The sequence below is a fragment of the Burkholderia sp. IO2 genome, assembly GCF_029522185.1.
Classification (GTDB): domain Bacteria; phylum Pseudomonadota; class Gammaproteobacteria; order Burkholderiales; family Burkholderiaceae; genus Burkholderia; species Burkholderia cenocepacia.
This window is the reverse complement of the sequence record NZ_JAKWFH010000024.1, coordinates 44,412-59,848: the sequence shown is the minus strand read 5'-3', so window position 1 is coordinate 59,848 and position 15,437 is coordinate 44,412. Positions and strand designations below refer to the sequence as shown.

The following is a 15,437-nucleotide window of genomic DNA, read 5'->3' as shown; positions in this document are numbered from 1 at the left end:
GACTATCCGTATGACCGATGTGAATGACGATGCGCCGTCGCAGCCGACGGCGTTCGAGCTCGTGGGCGGCGAAGCCCGCGTGCGCGAAATGGTGGACCGCTTCTACGACCTGATGGACCTCGAGCCGGAGTTCGCGCAGATTCGCGCGCTGCATCCGCCGTCGCTCGACGGTTCGCGCGACAAGCTGTTCTGGTTCCTGTGCGGCTGGCTCGGCGGCCCCGACCACTACATCAGCCGGTTCGGCCATCCGCGGCTGCGCGCGCGGCACCTGCCGTTCCCGATCGCGTCGGTCGAGCGCGACCAGTGGCTGCGCTGCATGGCGTGGGCGATGGAGGATGTCGGGTTGCCGGAGCCGCTGCGCGAGCGGCTCATGCATTCGTTCTACGACACGGCCGACTGGATGCGCAACCGGCCCGGTTGATCGACCGGTACGCCGCTGCCCGCGCGCGGGACGATCTGCGTCTGGGCGCCCGTGCCGCCCGGCGCGACACTGGCCGTTTCCATTCCCCCATCGATACGAGGCTCGCCCGATGACGACACAAGCGCTGTTTCGCGAAGACGCGTACCTCACGCAATGCGAGGCGATCGTCCAGGCCGTCGGCGACGACGGCATCCGGCTCGACCGCACGGTGTTCTATCCGCTCGGCGGCGGCCAGGCCGGCGACACCGGCACGCTGACGCTGCCCGACGGCAGCACGATCGCGATCGCCGACACGCGCAAGGCGAAGTTCGACGGTGCGACGCCCGACGACGCCGTGCACGTGCCCGCGCCGGACCAGGAGGCGAGCGTCGCGACGCTCGCCCCCGGCACGCGCGTGGTCGCGGCGATCGACTGGCTGCGCCGCTACCGGCACATGCGCCTGCATACGGCCGCGCACCTGATGTGCGCGGTGCTGCCGTATGCGGTCGACGGCTGCAGCGTGACGGCCGACTACGTGCGGCTCGATTTCGCGACGTCCGACGCGATCGACCGCGACGACGTCGAGCGGCGCCTCGCGGGCTTCGTCGTCGGCGCGCATCCGGTCACGACCGAATGGATTACCGACGACGAGATGGCCGAGCGGCCCGAACTCGTGCGCACGATGAGCGTGAAGCCGCCGATGGGCCTCGGCCGCGTGCGGCTGCTGCGCATCGAAAACGTCGACCTGCAGCCGTGCGGCGGCACGCATGTGCGCAACACGTCCGAAATCGGTGGGTTGCGGGTCGCGAAACTGGAAAAGAAGAGTGCGCGTACACGGCGCCTCGTACTGGAGTTTGCATGACGATCGATACCGGGAAAGCAGGCGCGGCGGCGCTCGATCCGCAGGTACGGGAGATTCTCGATTTCTGGTTCGGCGCGCCGGGCTCGGCCGAATTCGGGCAGAACCGCACGGTCTGGTTCAATGGCGGCGCGGCATTCGACGACGTGCTGCGTACGCGCTATGGCGCGCTGCTCGACGCTGCATGCGACGGCGCTTGCGATCACTGGGCCGATTCGCCGTCGGGCGCGCTCGCGTTGATCGTCGTGCTCGACCAGTTCTCGCGCAACATCCATCGCGGCACGCCGCGAGCGTTTGCCGCCGATTCGAAGGCGCTCGCGCTCGCGCGCCGCGTCGTCGCGGCCGGCTGGGACGCGCGGTTGCCGAGCGGCCATCACCGTGCGTTCGCGTATCTGCCGTTCGAGCACGACGAGTCGGTCGAGAGCCAGCGCGAGGCCGTGCGTCTGTGCGCGGGCATCCGTGACGAGGCCGGGTGCGAGAGCTATCACCGCTTCGCATTGCTGCATGCGGCGGTCGTCGAGCGCTTCGGGCGCTTTCCGCACCGGAACGCGATTCTCGGCCGCGCGTCGACCGACGAGGAAACGGCGTTTCTGCGAGAGCCCGGCTCGTCGTTCTGACGATCCGGATGTCGACGTGATGACGGAAGGGGCGGCGACCGTTGGGGCGCTGGCGGGCTCGGACCGGCGCCGGTATCGCGCAAGGGCTGCGCACCGGCCGGGCGGATGAGCGCGGCCATTGCCGAAGAAGAAATCGAAGGCGGGCAGGACGGCGCATCGCGCCGCCCGGTGTCACTGCAGGTGCTGTTCGGGCGTGCGCACGTAAACGCGCAGCAACTCGTCGTTGTCGCCCGGGCGGGCGCCCGTCCAGAACAGCTTCCACTCGCTGCCGGGCGCCGGCTCGACGGCCCGCACGCCCTGCACGATCATCCACGTGCAGCGCGTCGTCTTCGCGTCGTCGATCGGCGTGTGCTGGATGCCGGAGAAGTAGTACATCATCGGCGCCTCCGATTCGCCGAAGCCGGGCAGGCTCGCCATGCAGTCGCCGTCGTTCCATTCGAGCGCCAGATGCGCGTTCAGGTCGTCGAACACCGAGCGGTAGCTCTTCGCGGCATCGAGCCACGGCAGCAGCAGCGTGTAGACGAGCCCCCACGCGACGAGCGCGCCGACGCCCCACGACAGCGCGCCGCGCCACCGGCCCGTCGTGCGCAACTTCGGCAGCAGCGTCAGCCAGCCGACCGTCAGTGCGAGCGCGCCGGTCACGAGCGCGGGCTGGATCGGCATCGTCCAGTCGAGCGGCAGCCAGCGGCCGAGCAGCGCGAGATCGGCGCGCGACGCGGCCGGATCGGCCATCACCGCCCAGATCGCCCACGCGAGCACGACGACCGTGCCGAACAGGAGGCGGCTCAGGTAATCCCACGCGAGATGCAGCCGGCGCGGCAGGCGCTCGATCGCCTGCGCGGCGACCAGTGCGAGCGGTGCGAAGAACGGCAGGATGTAGAGCTGGCGCGACGTCGCGGATATTTGCAGCACCACGAGCCCGATACCGGCGAACAGCACGGGCAGCGCGACAGACGGCACGCGCCAGTCACGCCATGCGCCGCGTGCGAGCGCGACGATCGCGAGCGGTGCAATCGGGAAACCGACGGTCAGGAACGCGCGGAGAATGAAGAGCGGCTTGTCGTTTTCTGCCCCGAGCTCGGGGACGGAGAAACCGAAGAAGCGGCCGACGTTGTTGTCCCAGAACCACTTCATGAACAGCGTCTCCGAGCGCAGGAACAGCGCGGTCGGCCAGATCAGCGCGAACGGCGCGAACACGAGCGCGGCAATGCCGAGCGCGCGTGCGAACGAGCGGGTGCGGCAGGCCGGGTAGAGCACCAGTGTGCAGACGAGCGTGGCCGCGAACACGAGCGGCACGAACAGCCCCTTCGCCATCAGCGCGATGCCGACGCCCGCGCCGAAGAGCGGCGCGGCCCAGCGGCTCGCCGGGTGCACCGGCAGCCCGTGCCGCATCTGCTGCGCGCGCGCGACGTGCTGCATCACGAGTTCGAGCAGTCCGCAGAACCCCATTGCCGTACCGGCAAACAATGCGACGTCCGTCATCATGTCGTGCACGTGCTTGATGACGACGAGCGTGCCCGCGCTCAGCACGACCGGGCCGAGCACGCCCAGGTCGAACCAGTTCTCCGTCCGGCTGGCCACGCGGGCCGCACGTGCGATGAAGCCGAATGCGAGCGCGGCGAACAGGGCGCTCGCCAGGCGCGCCGCGTCGTGCAGCGGCATCACGCGCTGCAGCAGCCACGCGAGGCTGGTCGCGACCCACGCGTAAAGCGGCGGCTTTTCCATGAAGGGTAGGCCGGCATTGGTCGGCACGACGAAGTCGCCGGTCTCGAGCATGTGCTGGATGATGCCGAACGTGTAGGTTTCGTCCTGTTTCCACGGATCGTGGCCGAGCACGCCGGGCAGCGTGTACGCGCACACCAGGGCGGCAACGAACAACCAGGCGCGCCAGCCGAGCAGCAGCGCGCGGTCGCGCGCGGGGCTGGCGGCCGCGGTCGATGCGGCAACGGGCGTGCCGGCAACGTCGAGCGTCGCGATGACGTCGGTATCGGCGGTCGAGCGGGTGTGCGCGGCCGAGGCGGGCACGGACGTGCGTCGCCGGCTGGGCGCTGCGGTTCCAGGCATGGAAAAGATCTCGGGTCGAGTCGAGCCGGTCCGGCGACATGGGCTGGACCGATAAGGGGATTACATCCGGCTAACGGACAGGATGTTTAAGACACCTGTCTGAATGACCGCTAGTAGAGCACGGAATTGTTACGGATGTTTACTGAAACTGTCACGGAATTGTGGAGATTTGTGGCGGCGTGACCACGCGGCGTTGTCGACCGCCGTATTGTTGCGCGGCGCGTCAGCTCAGCGGCCGCCGCCGACGTCGAGCAGGGCGCCCGTCGTGTAGGAGGCCGTATCGCCGAGCAGCCAGACGATCGCCTCGGCGACTTCCTGCGCTTCGCCCGCGCGGCCGAGCGGCGTTTGCGCGCCGAGGCGGGCCGCACGGCCCGGCTGGCCGCCGCTTGCATGAATGTCGGTCTCGATCAGGCCGGGGCGTACCGCGTTGACGCGCACGCCGTGCGGGCCGAGTTCCTTGGCGAGGCCGATCGTCAGCGAATCGACCGCGCCTTTCGAGCCCGCGTAGTCGACGTACTCGTTCGGCGAGCCGAGCCGCGATGCGATCGACGACACGTTGACGATCGCGCCGCCGCGGCCGCCGCGGTCGGTCGACAGCCGGCGCGCGGCTTCGCGCGCGCACAGGTAGGCGCCGAGCACGTTGGTATCGAACATCCGCCGCAACCGGTCGACCGGCATGTCGGCGAGCGGCATCGACGGCGCGACGATGCCCGCGTTGTTGACGAGCGCGTCGAGGCGTCCGAACGCGGCCGCAACGGTATCGAACATCGCGACGACGTCCGCCTCGTTCGCGACATCGCCCGCGACGATGCACGCGCGGCCGCCCGCGTCGCGCACGGCCTGCGCGGTCAGTTCGGCCGCCGCCGCGTCGCGCGCGTAGTTGATGCCGACGTCCCAGCCGCGTTCGGCCGCGAGCACGGCGGTCGCGCGGCCGATGCCGCGGCTCGCGCCGGTGATGAGGACGGCCTTGCGGTCGGACGATGCGGTCATCGCGTGCGGGTTCCGGTGAGGGTCACTTCGCTGCGTCGGGCGCCCACTTGTCGCGCGCGGGCGGCTGGTAGCGGCGCAGCCGCTCGATCAGCGCGACGGGTTCGGATTCGACGCACAGCGCGTCGAAATAGGCCGGCCGCATGAAGCCTTCGTCGACCGTATGGCGCAGCAGCGCGATCAGCGGATCGTAGAACGAATCGATGTTGTAGAGCGCGACGGGCTTGCGGTGATAGCCGAGCTGCGCCCACGTGTAGACCTCGAAGAGCTCCTCGAGCGTGCCGGCGCCGCCGGGCATCGCGACGAACGCGTCGGAGAGGTCGGCCATCATTTTCTTGCGATGGTGCATGTCGGGCACGACGTGCAGTTCCGACAGCCCCGTATGGCCGACTTCCTTGTCGACGAGCAGCTCGGGGATCACGCCGACCGCACGGCCGCCGGCCGCCATCACTTCGTCGGCGATCACGCCCATCAGGCCGACGCGGCCGCCGCCGTACACGAGCGTGAGGCCCGCGTCGACGAGCGCGCGGCCGAACGCGCGCGCGGCATCGGCATAGACCGGCCGCACGCCGGACGACGAACCGCAGTAAACGCAGACTGCCTTCATTGCTTCGCGTCCTTGGCGGGGGCCTGCCCACCGGAGACGGGGCTGCCGGCCGGGCGCGGCGAACCGTCGCGCGGCGGCAGGTAGTCGGTGAACTGGCGCTTGGGCAGCTTGCCGGAGACGAGGTCGTCGAACAGCTGGCGCGAACGGCCGCGCAGGTACGGGGCCATGATCGAGATCACGTGCATGCTCACCTGGTGCAGCTCTTCGCGGATCGCGTCCTGGTCGTTGTATTTGCGCGGATGCATCACGTACTGATACGACAGCCAGTACGTCGAGATCACGGCCATGTTGGTGGCGATGACTTCGATCTCGGCGGGCGTCGCGACCATTTCGGCATCGGAGACGAGCAGCTCGCACATGTCGTGTGCGAAGCGCACCTTGTGGCTGATGATCTGCTTGAAGTGTGTCTCGAGCGTGCGGTTGCGTGCGAGCAGGTCGTTGAGGTCGCGATACAGGAACCGGTAGGTCCACATGAAATCGGCCATGTACTGCAGGTACGACCAGGTTTCGTCGATCGTCGGACGGTGATCTTCGGGGAAGCGCAGCCGCCGTTCGATCTGCTGCTCGAACTGCGCGAAGATGCTGTTGATGATGTCGTCCTTGTTGCGGAAATGGTAGTACAGGTTGCCTGGACTGATTTCCATTTCCTCGGCGATCGTCGTGGTGGTGACGTTCGGCTCGCCGATCTCGTTGAAGAGTTTCAACGACAACTCGAGAATCCGTTCGCGGGTGCGGCGGGGAGGTTTCGCTTCCATGTCGTCCGGCCCTGTGTGTGCCGGACTGGCGGGCGCTGCAATCGATGCTGCGTGATTCGTCCGGCGCGGGTTGCTGTTCTATGTCTAGCGGACGATTATAAACCGGGGTTTCGCCACATCGGGGCATTTCGTGATCGCGGCCCCGCGCGGCGCATGGTGCAGCGCCGCACGCGGGCAGCGGGAATGGCGCCGGGCGGTTGCCTAGAAGCCGAGCCAGCGTGCGACGACCGGCCCGAGCACGAAGCCCCAGGTCGTCACGCACGCGAACAGCGCGACCGTCACGGCCGCGCTGCCGAGGTCCTTCGCGCGTTTCGACAGTTCGTGACGTTCGAGCGAGATGCGGTCGATCGCGGCTTCGACGCTCGAGTTCAGCAGCTCGACGATCAGCACCAGCAGCACCGAGCCGATCAGCAGCGCGCGCGACGCGGCCGGCACCGGCGCGAATGCGCCGATCGGCAGCATCAGCGCGGCGAGCGTGAGCTCCTGGCGAAACGCGCTTTCCTCGCGGATCGCGACGCGAAACCCGTTCAGCGAATGCTTGAGGGCGAACCACGCGCGCGTGATGCCGCGGTGGCGCTTGTACGGGTTCGGCGGCAGCGGCGCGAGCCGGTCGTCGGGGCCGAGCGGTTCGTGCGCGTGCACGTCCGCGTCGGCGTGCGGCTCTTCCTCGTCGAACGGGCGGTGCCGCGGCGTCGCGGCGGGGGGCGGGATCTTGTCGTTCAGGTCTCGTTTCAAACGGCGGCACCTTCGGCTGGCGAGTACGCGGTCTTCGGCAGCGGCTTCAGATGCGACGCGAACTGCTCGGATGCCGCGCGCCACGAGAAGCGTTCGGCCCACGCGCGCGCAGTCGTGCGTTCGATCTTCAGCGCCTCGAGGCAGGCTTCCTGCAGATCCTCGTGCATCGCGCCGGCATTGCCTTCGCCGAGCACGTCGATCGGACCCGTGACGGGATATGCGGCCACCGGCGTGCCGCAGGCGAGGGCTTCGAGCAGCACGAGGCCGAACGTGTCGGTGCGACTCGGGAATACGAACACGTCGGCCGCAGCATACACCTTCGCGAGCTCCGCCTGTGACAGCACGCCGAGATAGTTCGCCTCCGGGTAGCGCGACTTCAGTTCCGCGAGCGCGGGGCCTTCGCCCGCGACCCACTTCGAGCCGGGCAGGTCGAGGCGCAGGAACGCCTCGACGTTCTTCTCGATCGCGACGCGGCCCACGTACAGGAAGATCGGCCGCGCGGTGTTGAGCACCTTCGACTCCATCGGCCGGAAGATGTCGAGGTCGACGCCGCGGGTCCACAGCACGACGTTCGTGAAGCCGAATTTCTCGAGGTCCTGCTTGACGACCGGGGTCGGCGCCATCACCGCGAGCGACGGGCCGTGGAACCAGTGCAGGAAGCGGTAGGTCGCCGCGAGCGGGATGCCGAAGCGCGCCTGCACGTATTCCGGAAAGCGCGTGTGATACGCGGTCGTGTACGGCAGCTTGCGGGCGCGCGCATAGCGCCGTGCGGCGAGGCCGAGCGGGCCTTCGGTCGCGATGTGCAGCGCGTCGGGTGCGAACGCATCGATCCGTGCGCGCAGCTTGCGGTACGGCAGGATCGACAGGCGGATCTCGGGGTAGGTCGGGCAGGGCACCGTGCGGAATTCCAGCGGCGTCAGCAGCTCGACGCGGTGGCCGAGCGCCGTGAGTTCGCGCGCCGTGCTCTTCAGCGTGCGCACGACGCCGTTGACCTGCGGTTCCCACGCGTCGGTGACGATCATGATCTTCATCGCGGCATGTCCTGTAAGTAGGGTTGTGTCAGGCAGCGGCCTTGGCCTTGCGCGACGTGGTCTCCGACGGTGCGGTGCGCATCACCGTCCAGTAGACGATCTTCAGTTCGCCTTCCATCGTTTCGACGAGCGCGGACAGGCTTTCGACCCAGTCGCCGTCGTTGCAGTACAGCACGCCGTCGATGTCGCGGATCTCGGCCTTGTGGATGTGGCCGCACACGACGCCGTCGCAGCCGCGGCGGCGCGCCTCGTCGGTCATCACGGTCTCGAACTGCGAGATGAAATTGACCGCGTTCTTGACCTGGTGCTTCAGGTACTGCGACAGCGACCAGTACTGGAAGCCGAGCCGGCTGCGGATCCGGTTGAACCAGCGGTTCAGCACGAGGATCAGCGTGTAGAGCGTGTCACCGAGGTACGCGAGCCATTTCGCGTGCTGGATCACGCCGTCGAACAGGTCGCCGTGCACGATCCACAAACGTTTGCCTGCGAGCGTCGTGTGAAATGCCTCGCCGCGCACCTGGATGTCGCCGAACGCGAGATCGCAGAACTGCCGCGCGCCTTCGTCGTGGTTGCCGGGGATGTAGACGACCTGCGTGCCCTTGCGCGCCTTGCGCAGGATCTTCTGCACGACGTCGTTGTGCGCCTGCGGCCAGTACCAGCCTTTCTTCAGCTGCCAGCCGTCGATGATGTCGCCGACGAGGTACAGGTATTCCGAATCGTTGTGACGCAGGAAATCCAGCAGGTAGGGCGCCTGACAGCCGCTCGAGCCGAGGTGGATGTCGGACAGCCAGATGGTGCGGTAGCGGTGGGCGGACGGCTCCGGGTCCTCGTGCTGGGTGGTGTGCGCAACGGGCGGCTTGTGCGACACCACGCCGTCGGTTGCCCCCGAGCCGGACAGGAACGCAGTGGCGGCGCGGGCGCCGATGGGGTGGCGAAACAGTGAGGTCGCGGACGTTTTCTGGCCCATGCATGACTCGCGCCGGTTGACATTACCGGCATTCCGCCATGCGGGCGTGACTGTGCCGTGACAGTCACGAGACGTTCTTATTACGACCGTCGAAGGGTGTTTAGCAGTGAATGAACGGGCGTTGCGTAACCTGTCGCACTGAACGCTCGGGGCGTGTCAGGCCAGGCTCCGCGGCTCGATGAGGGCGCCGGGCGAGGGGCTTTCGTCTGGTGAATGCGGCGACGCGTCAGCGTGGTATCGCGACGACGCGCGTGCGGGCGATCCGGTCGTGCGGGAACTGGCGTCCGGCGTGCAACCGGGCGGCGCCGGCCCACGCGACGACCCATGCGGCGGCGAGCGCAAGCGTGACGGGTACCGACAGGCCCAGGAGCGGATGCAGCGCGAGCGGCGGCAGGAACCACAGCCAGCCGAGCACGTAGCGGACGAGCGCGTGGCCGGCGCTCAACGGCCGGCCGTTCGCCGATTCGAGCCGCAGCCGCCAGGTTTTCATCGGCAGCGTCTGGCCGCCGTGTGTCCAGAACCAGACGAAATACGCGCCGACGACGAGCGCGATCCACGCGGCAAGCAGGTTGTGATGAACGAGGCCGTTGCGTTGCTGCGTCGCGAGGCTGAACGCGAGCCCCGCGAAGAACACGACGCCGAACAGCAGCACGCCTTCGTAGAGCAGTGCGGCGAGGCGCCGCCGCACGGACGGCGCGGCGGCCGGGGTCTCGGAAGCGCGGGCGTTCGCCACGGCCGCTCAGGAGCCCTTGAACAGCGAAGGCGCGTCGGCGGGCGACACCGGCGCCACGGCGGCCGGGGCCGATGCGGTGCCGGACGTCGACGACGCGGGCACCGGCTGCGCGGCGGCGCCGGTCGACGCGGGCGCCGGAGCGGCGGCCGCGCCGCTCGCCGGGTGTTCGTGCGAGTTGACGAGGCGGCGGACGTCGCGGTCCGCGACGGTCGGCGGCGCGCTGACGACGCTCGGCTTGCGGCGGCGCTCGGCGGCGGCAAGCCGTTCCTTCTGCTCCTCGGGGAGTTGCTGGTAGGCCTTCCATGCGCGCTCGCGCGCCTGCGCGGACAGCTCCTTCGCGCTCTGGTAGTTCTCGCGCGCGACGCGGCGCTGCTCGGGCGTCATCTTCGCCCACTCGGCCATGCGCTCCTGCAGGCGCTTCTGGTCATCCGGCGACAACTTCGCGAAACGCGATGCGATCTTCAGCCATTTTCGCTTGCGAGCATCGCTGAAGCCGTCCCACTGGTCGGCGAACGGCGCGAGGGCCGCGTGCTGCGCCGGCGTGAGGCGCGCCCACGCCAGCGGGCCGGCGGCGGCCGGCAGCGGCAAGGGCAGGGGCAGCGGGGGCAGTTCGGTGGTGAGTCCGGCCGCGGCCGATGCCGGCGCGGCAGGGTTGGCGGTCGCGACGGGCGTCGTCGCGGGGGCCGGGTGGAATCGGGGATACGTGGCGACGTAGGAAACGGCGATCGCGATCACGCATCCGAAAAATACGGCCAGGCCGCGCTTCTGACTCACCCGTACGATCCCCTCGTTATTGTCTGTTAGTGAGCGCGTGAAAGATACGCGTTGAACCCGTGGTCGAGATACGCGTTGAGCGGCAGGTCGTCGCTGAGCATCGCCGCGTCGATGTCGGCGAGTTCGGCGGTGCGCTGCATGTCTTCCCAGTACGCGATGCCGACGAGCCCCGCGAGCAGCAATGCGAGCGGCCACGCGCGCAGCAGGCGGCGCGCGAACGACGTCGGCCGGCGATTCGCGGGCGTCGGGCCGTAGGCACCGGCCGCGCCGGCGAAGGCCGGCACGAACACCGGCGCGGTCGCGGCTTCGGGCTTCTTGCGCGCGAGCGCGGCCCGGCGGGCGACGGCCAGCCGATCGGTGGTCGCGGCAGGCAGGGCGGCCGCGCGCTCGTCCAGCGCGCGGCGCACCTTCAGCGCGAATTCGTGTTCTCGGTTTGCGGAGCTCATAGCGTGATTCCTTTGGCCTTGAGCGCTTGCGCCAGGGTGTGAGTGGCTCGCGAGCAGTGCGTCTTCACGCTGCCCTCGGAGCACCCCATTGCGGCGGCAGTCTCGGCGACATCCATATCTTCCCAATAACGCATCAGGAACGCTTCCCGTTGACGCGTCGGAAGCTTCTGGATTTCTTCGTCGATCAGGGCCAGAACCTGCTCTCTTTCGAGGCGGTGTTCGCTGCTTTCGACGCCCGCGTTGTCATCCGCGGATTCGAGCGTTTCGAGCGGGTCGAAGTCGTCGTCGTCGGTGTTGTTCAGCGACGAGAAGAGCGTCACCCACGTATTGCGGACCTTCTGCCGGCGGAACCAGTCGTGGATCGCGTTCTGCAGGATCCGCTGAAACAGCAGCGGCAGCTCGGCCGACGGCCGGTCGCCGTACTTCTCCGCGAGCTTGATCATCGCGTCCTGCACGATGTCGAGCGATGCATCGTCGTCACGCACGGCGTACGCAGCCTGCTTGAACGCGCGCCTTTCGACGCCCGCCAGAAAGTCGGCGAGTTCCTTGTCTGATGCCATTCCGTGAAGGTATGCGCTGCGGCCCGCTGCGTGGTGTAAAAGGTCGAAAAATTTCGTAAAACCCGCGGATGCTATCAAATTTTCGCGCGGCTTGGCACCGGGTCGGGCGCCGCAGTTGCGCGCGAGCCGCGCCGGCGGGGCGCCGGGCGGCGCGCATGATGCGCTGCGGGATATTTTGCTTGACGGCCCCATCACGACCCGCTATCGTCAGCGATTCGCAACATGAAATGATGGTCTCATTTGAGGCTGGCCCAAGAAGCCCGCCCTTCAAACTGGACGCGCCGCTTGAACCCGAGCCACAAGCCCGGCAGAGAGCACCCGATCAATTTTTTGCCGAAAATTCGAAAGGTCAAAATGAACATGCCCAGCGCGGAATTCTCCACGTCGGAACCCCTTTCCCCTCCCGATAGCGACTCCATCGGCGGCACCGTGCTCATGAAGGCACTGGCCGACGAAAACGTCGAATTCATCTGGGGCTACCCCGGCGGCTCGGTTCTCTACATCTACGACGAGCTGTACAAGCAGGACAAGATTCAGCACGTGCTGGTGCGCCATGAACAGGCGGCCGTGCACGCAGCCGATGCGTATGCGCGCTCCACCGGCAACGTCGGCGTCTGCCTCGTGACGTCGGGCCCCGGTGTCACCAATGCGGTGACCGGCATCGCAACGGCCTACATGGATTCGATCCCGATGGTCGTGATCAGCGGCCAAGTGCCGACGGCCGCGATCGGTCAGGATGCGTTCCAGGAATGCGACACCGTCGGCATCACGCGTCCGTGCGTGAAGCACAACTTCCTCGTGAAGGACGTGCGCGACCTCGCGGAAACCGTCAAGAAGGCGTTCTATATCGCCCGCACCGGCCGTCCGGGCCCGGTGCTGATCGACATCCCGAAGGACATCTCGAAGACGCCGTGCCAGTACGAGCCGATCAAGAGCGTGTCGCTGCGTTCGTACAACCCCGTCACGAAGGGCCATTCGGGTCAGATCCGCAAGGCCGTGTCGCTGCTGCTGACGGCGAAGCGTCCGTACATCTACACGGGGGGCGGCATCATCCTCGCCGACGCGTCGCGTGAACTGAACCAGTTCGCGGACCTGCTCGGCTACCCGGTCACGAACACGCTGATGGGCCTCGGCGGCTATCGCGCGTCGGACAAGAAATTCCTCGGCATGCTCGGCATGCACGGCACCTACGAAGCGAACATGGCGATGCAGCACTGCGACGTGCTGATCGCGATCGGCGCCCGCTTCGACGACCGCGTGATCGGCGACCCGGCGCACTTCGCGTCGCGCCCGCGCAAGATCATTCACATCGACATCGACCCGTCGTCGATCTCGAAGCGCGTGAAGGTCGACATCCCGATCGTCGGCGACGTGAAGGAAGTGCTGAAGGAGCTGATCGAGCAGCTGCAGACGGCCGAGCATGGCCCCGACACCGAAGCGCTCGCGCAATGGTGGAAGGACATCGAAGGCTGGCGCGCGAAGGACTGCCTGAAGTACGACCGCGAAAGCGAGATCATCAAGCCGCAGTACGTGGTCGAGAAGGCGTGGGAGCTGACGGACGGCAATGCGTTCGTGTGCTCGGACGTCGGCCAGCACCAGATGTGGGCCGCGCAGTTCTACCGTTTCAACAAGCCGCGTCGCTGGATCAACTCCGGCGGCCTCGGCACGATGGGCTTCGGCCTGCCGGCGGCGATGGGCGTCAAGATGGCCCATCCGGACGACGACGTGCTGTGCATCACGGGCGAAGGCTCGATCCAGATGTGCATCCAGGAACTGTCGACCTGCCTGCAGTACGACACGCCCGTGAAGATCATTTCGCTGAACAACCGCTACCTCGGCATGGTCCGCCAGTGGCAGCAGATCGAATACAGCAAGCGCTATTCGCATTCGTACATGGATGCGCTGCCGGATTTCGTGAAGCTCGCCGAAGCGTACGGCCATGTCGGCATGCGGATCGAAAAGACTTCGGATGTGGAGCCGGCGCTGAAGGAAGCGCTGCGCCTGAAGGACCGCACCGTGTTTCTCGACTTCCAGACCGATCCGACCGAAAACGTCTGGCCGATGGTACAGGCCGGCAAGGGCATCACCGAGATGCTGCTCGGATCGGAAGATCTGTAACGGCGCGACGCGCGCCCGGCCCGATGCGGCCGCCTTCACGAAGGGCGGTGCGGCACGCGGCGGCGCGCGGCGCGAGTGAATCGACACGGACACATTCTGGAAGAAGCGAACATGAGACACATCATTTCCGTCCTGCTGGAGAACGAACCGGGCGCGCTGTCGCGCGTGGTCGGCCTGTTTTCCGCACGCGGCTACAACATCGAAACCTTGACGGTGGCGCCGACCGAAGATCAATCGCTGTCGCGGCTCACCATCGTTTCCATTGGCTCCGACGACGTGATCGAACAGATCACGAAGCATCTGAACCGCCTTATCGAGGTGGTGAAAGTGGTGGACCTGACCGACGGTGCACACATCGAACGCGAGCTGATGCTGATCAAGGTACGTGCAGTGGGCAAGGAGCGCGAAGAAATGAAGCGGATGTCGGACATTTTCCGCGGCCGCATCATCGACGTGACCGAGAAGACCTACACGATCGAATTGACGGGCGCGAGCGACAAGCTCGACGCATTCATCCAGGGGCTGGACGCGGGCGCGATCCTCGAGACCGTGCGCACCGGCAGCTCCGGCATCGGACGCGGCGAGCGCATCCTGAAGGTGTGATGCCGACATAGCCAAAGAGGCACGCCGGGTGCGCCGTCATGTCCCGGCCCGCAGTACTCCATCCGAACGAATTATTGAATTTTTTGAATTAGCGAAGGAACCATCATGAACGTTTTCTACGACAAAGACGCTGACCTCTCCCTCATCAAGGGCAAGCAAGTCACGATCATCGGCTACGGCTCGCAAGGCCATGCACACGCGCTGAACCTGAAGGACAGCGGCGTGAACGTGACGGTCGGCCTGCGCAAGGGCGGCGCGTCGTGGAGCAAGGCCGAGAACGCCGGCCTGTCGGTCAAGGAAGTCGCGGAAGCGGTGAAGGGCGCGGACGTCGTCATGATGCTGCTGCCGGACGAGCAGATCGCCGACGTGTACGCGAAGGAAGTCCACGCGAACATCAAGCAGGGCGCGGCGCTCGCGTTCGCGCACGGCTTCAACGTCCACTACGGCGCGGTGATCCCGCGCGCCGACCTCGACGTGATCATGATCGCGCCGAAGGCACCGGGCCACACCGTGCGCGGCACGTACTCGCAAGGTGGCGGCGTGCCGCACCTGATCGCGGTTGCGCAGAACAAGTCGGGCGCGGCGCGCGACATCGCGCTGTCGTACGCGGCAGCGAACGGCGGCGGCCGTGCCGGCATCATCGAGACGAACTTCCGTGAAGAAACCGAAACCGACCTGTTCGGCGAGCAGGCCGTGCTGTGCGGCGGCACGGTCGAGCTGATCAAGGCAGGTTTCGAGACGCTGGTCGAAGCCGGCTACGCGCCGGAAATGGCGTACTTCGAGTGCCTGCACGAACTGAAGCTGATCGTCGACCTGATCTACGAAGGCGGCATCGCGAACATGAACTACTCGATCTCGAACAACGCCGAGTACGGCGAGTACGTGACGGGCCCGCGCATCGTCACGGAAGAGACGAAGAAGGCGATGAAGCAGTGCCTGACCGACATCCAGACGGGCGAGTACGCGAAGAGCTTCATTCTCGAGAACAAGGCAGGCGCCCCGACGCTGCAGTCGCGCCGCCGCCTGACGGCCGAGCACCAGATCGAGCAGGTCGGTGCGAAGCTGCGTGCGATGATGCCGTGGATCGCGAAGAACAAGCTCGTCGACCAGACGAAGAACTGAGCATCCCGTGCTGTTCCGGCCCTTCGAGCGAAGGGCCGGTATCAAAAAGCCGTCCGAAG

Annotated in this window: 17 protein-coding genes; 6 read left to right on the top strand and 11 right to left on the bottom strand. The window is 67.1% G+C overall.

Annotation, left to right across the window (positions count from 1 at the left end; all coding sequences use genetic code 11):
- Positions 1-10: 10 nt before the first annotated feature.
- The 3 genes from MMB92_RS17310 to MMB92_RS17300 all read left to right on the top strand — a co-directional run bounded on the left by MMB92_RS17310 (position 11) and on the right by MMB92_RS17300 (position 1,876).
- Complete coding sequence (locus tag MMB92_RS17310; protein WP_006488211.1) at positions 11-421, top strand: group II truncated hemoglobin; 411 nt, start codon at positions 11-13, stop codon at positions 419-421.
- A 109-nt stretch (positions 422-530) separates the two neighbouring features.
- Positions 531-1,262 carry an alanyl-tRNA editing protein gene (locus MMB92_RS17305; protein WP_006488196.1) on the top strand — a complete coding sequence of 244 codons (732 nt, stop codon included), beginning with the start codon at positions 531-533 and terminating at the stop codon, positions 1,260-1,262.
- Positions 1,259-1,876, top strand: coding sequence for a DUF924 family protein (locus MMB92_RS17300; protein WP_277562808.1), 618 nt, complete (start codon positions 1,259-1,261; stop codon positions 1,874-1,876). The genes MMB92_RS17305 and MMB92_RS17300 overlap by 4 nt, the downstream gene beginning before the upstream one ends.
- Positions 1,877-2,047: 171 nt before the next feature.
- On the opposite strand, the gene MMB92_RS17295 is transcribed toward MMB92_RS17300, so the two are convergent.
- The 11 genes from MMB92_RS17295 to MMB92_RS17245 form a co-directional block, all read right to left on the bottom strand.
- The gene (locus MMB92_RS17295) at positions 2,048-3,940 is read right to left on the bottom strand and encodes a hypothetical protein (RefSeq protein WP_058901660.1); all 1,893 of its coding nucleotides are present in this window, start codon (positions 3,938-3,940) and stop codon (positions 2,048-2,050) included.
- Positions 3,941-4,168: 228 nt separating this feature from the next.
- Positions 4,169-4,930: an SDR family oxidoreductase gene (locus MMB92_RS17290; protein WP_006488202.1), complete on the bottom strand. Its 762-nt coding sequence runs from the start codon at positions 4,928-4,930 to the stop codon at positions 4,169-4,171.
- Positions 4,931-4,952: 22 nt separating this feature from the next.
- On the bottom strand, positions 4,953-5,534 hold the full coding sequence (locus MMB92_RS17285; RefSeq protein ID WP_006497020.1) for a TIGR00730 family Rossman fold protein: 582 nt from the start codon (positions 5,532-5,534) through the stop codon (positions 4,953-4,955).
- Complete coding sequence (locus MMB92_RS17280) at positions 5,531-6,289, bottom strand: TetR/AcrR family transcriptional regulator (RefSeq protein ID WP_006488215.1); 759 nt, start codon at positions 6,287-6,289, stop codon at positions 5,531-5,533. Before MMB92_RS17280 ends, MMB92_RS17285 begins: the two co-directional genes overlap by 4 nt.
- A gap of 201 nt (positions 6,290-6,490) precedes the next feature.
- Complete coding sequence (locus MMB92_RS17275; protein ID WP_006488206.1) at positions 6,491-7,024, bottom strand: diacylglycerol kinase; 534 nt, start codon at positions 7,022-7,024, stop codon at positions 6,491-6,493.
- The gene (locus MMB92_RS17270) at positions 7,021-8,055 is read right to left on the bottom strand and encodes a glycosyltransferase family 1 protein (RefSeq protein WP_006497019.1); all 1,035 of its coding nucleotides are present in this window, start codon (positions 8,053-8,055) and stop codon (positions 7,021-7,023) included. The genes MMB92_RS17275 and MMB92_RS17270 overlap by 4 nt, the downstream gene beginning before the upstream one ends.
- Positions 8,056-8,083: 28 nt before the next feature.
- On the bottom strand, positions 8,084-9,022 hold the full coding sequence (locus tag MMB92_RS17265) for a UDP-2,3-diacylglucosamine diphosphatase (protein WP_006478246.1): 939 nt from the start codon (positions 9,020-9,022) through the stop codon (positions 8,084-8,086).
- Between the two features lie 226 nt (positions 9,023-9,248).
- Positions 9,249-9,755: an RDD family protein gene (locus MMB92_RS17260; RefSeq protein ID WP_006488204.1), complete on the bottom strand. Its 507-nt coding sequence runs from the start codon at positions 9,753-9,755 to the stop codon at positions 9,249-9,251.
- Positions 9,756-9,761: 6 nt separating this feature from the next.
- Positions 9,762-10,529, bottom strand: coding sequence for a DUF3106 domain-containing protein (locus MMB92_RS17255; protein ID WP_020979871.1), 768 nt, complete (start codon positions 10,527-10,529; stop codon positions 9,762-9,764).
- A 26-nt stretch (positions 10,530-10,555) separates the two neighbouring features.
- Positions 10,556-10,975 carry a DUF3619 family protein gene (locus tag MMB92_RS17250; RefSeq protein ID WP_006497015.1) on the bottom strand — a complete coding sequence of 140 codons (420 nt, stop codon included), beginning with the start codon at positions 10,973-10,975 and terminating at the stop codon, positions 10,556-10,558.
- Positions 10,972-11,535 (bottom strand): RNA polymerase sigma factor, encoded by a 564-nt coding sequence (locus MMB92_RS17245; protein WP_006491033.1) that lies wholly within the window; start codon positions 11,533-11,535, stop codon positions 10,972-10,974. Before MMB92_RS17245 ends, MMB92_RS17250 begins: the two co-directional genes overlap by 4 nt.
- 354 nt (positions 11,536-11,889) lie before the next feature.
- Between MMB92_RS17245 and MMB92_RS17240 the strand changes: the two genes are divergently transcribed.
- From MMB92_RS17240 to ilvC, 3 genes are all read left to right on the top strand, one after another.
- Positions 11,890-13,653, top strand: coding sequence for an acetolactate synthase 3 catalytic subunit (locus MMB92_RS17240; RefSeq protein ID WP_012492736.1), 1,764 nt, complete (start codon positions 11,890-11,892; stop codon positions 13,651-13,653).
- 111 nt (positions 13,654-13,764) lie between these two features.
- Positions 13,765-14,256 (top strand): acetolactate synthase small subunit, encoded by a 492-nt coding sequence (ilvN, locus tag MMB92_RS17235; protein WP_006398781.1) that lies wholly within the window; start codon positions 13,765-13,767, stop codon positions 14,254-14,256.
- A 105-nt stretch (positions 14,257-14,361) separates the two neighbouring features.
- The gene (gene ilvC / locus MMB92_RS17230) at positions 14,362-15,378 is read left to right on the top strand and encodes a ketol-acid reductoisomerase (RefSeq protein ID WP_006491032.1); all 1,017 of its coding nucleotides are present in this window, start codon (positions 14,362-14,364) and stop codon (positions 15,376-15,378) included.
- The last annotated feature ends 59 nt before the right edge of the window (positions 15,379-15,437 follow it).

Excerpts from the sequence above, each read along its gene's own strand:
- ilvC (WP_006491032.1), top strand. The coding sequence starts at position 14,362 with ATGAACGTTTTCTACGACAAAGACGCTGACCTCTCCCTCATCAAGGGC.
- MMB92_RS17285 (WP_006497020.1), bottom strand. The coding sequence starts at position 5,534 with ATGAAGGCAGTCTGCGTTTACTGCGGTTCGTCGTCCGGCGTGCGGCCG.
- MMB92_RS17240 (WP_012492736.1), top strand. The coding sequence starts at position 11,890 with ATGAACATGCCCAGCGCGGAATTCTCCACGTCGGAACCCCTTTCCCCT.
- MMB92_RS17290 (WP_006488202.1), bottom strand. The coding sequence starts at position 4,930 with ATGACCGCATCGTCCGACCGCAAGGCCGTCCTCATCACCGGCGCGAGC.
- MMB92_RS17250 (WP_006497015.1), bottom strand. The coding sequence starts at position 10,975 with ATGAGCTCCGCAAACCGAGAACACGAATTCGCGCTGAAGGTGCGCCGC.
- ilvN (WP_006398781.1), top strand. The coding sequence starts at position 13,765 with ATGAGACACATCATTTCCGTCCTGCTGGAGAACGAACCGGGCGCGCTG.
- MMB92_RS17245 (WP_006491033.1), bottom strand. The coding sequence starts at position 11,535 with ATGGCATCAGACAAGGAACTCGCCGACTTTCTGGCGGGCGTCGAAAGG.
- MMB92_RS17295 (WP_058901660.1), bottom strand. The coding sequence starts at position 3,940 with ATGCCTGGAACCGCAGCGCCCAGCCGGCGACGCACGTCCGTGCCCGCC.
- MMB92_RS17265 (WP_006478246.1), bottom strand. The coding sequence starts at position 9,022 with ATGGGCCAGAAAACGTCCGCGACCTCACTGTTTCGCCACCCCATCGGC.
- MMB92_RS17305 (WP_006488196.1), top strand. The coding sequence starts at position 531 with ATGACGACACAAGCGCTGTTTCGCGAAGACGCGTACCTCACGCAATGC.
- MMB92_RS17300 (WP_277562808.1), top strand. The coding sequence starts at position 1,259 with ATGACGATCGATACCGGGAAAGCAGGCGCGGCGGCGCTCGATCCGCAG.
- MMB92_RS17270 (WP_006497019.1), bottom strand. The coding sequence starts at position 8,055 with ATGAAGATCATGATCGTCACCGACGCGTGGGAACCGCAGGTCAACGGC.
- MMB92_RS17280 (WP_006488215.1), bottom strand. The coding sequence starts at position 6,289 with ATGGAAGCGAAACCTCCCCGCCGCACCCGCGAACGGATTCTCGAGTTG.
- MMB92_RS17310 (WP_006488211.1), top strand. The coding sequence starts at position 11 with ATGACCGATGTGAATGACGATGCGCCGTCGCAGCCGACGGCGTTCGAG.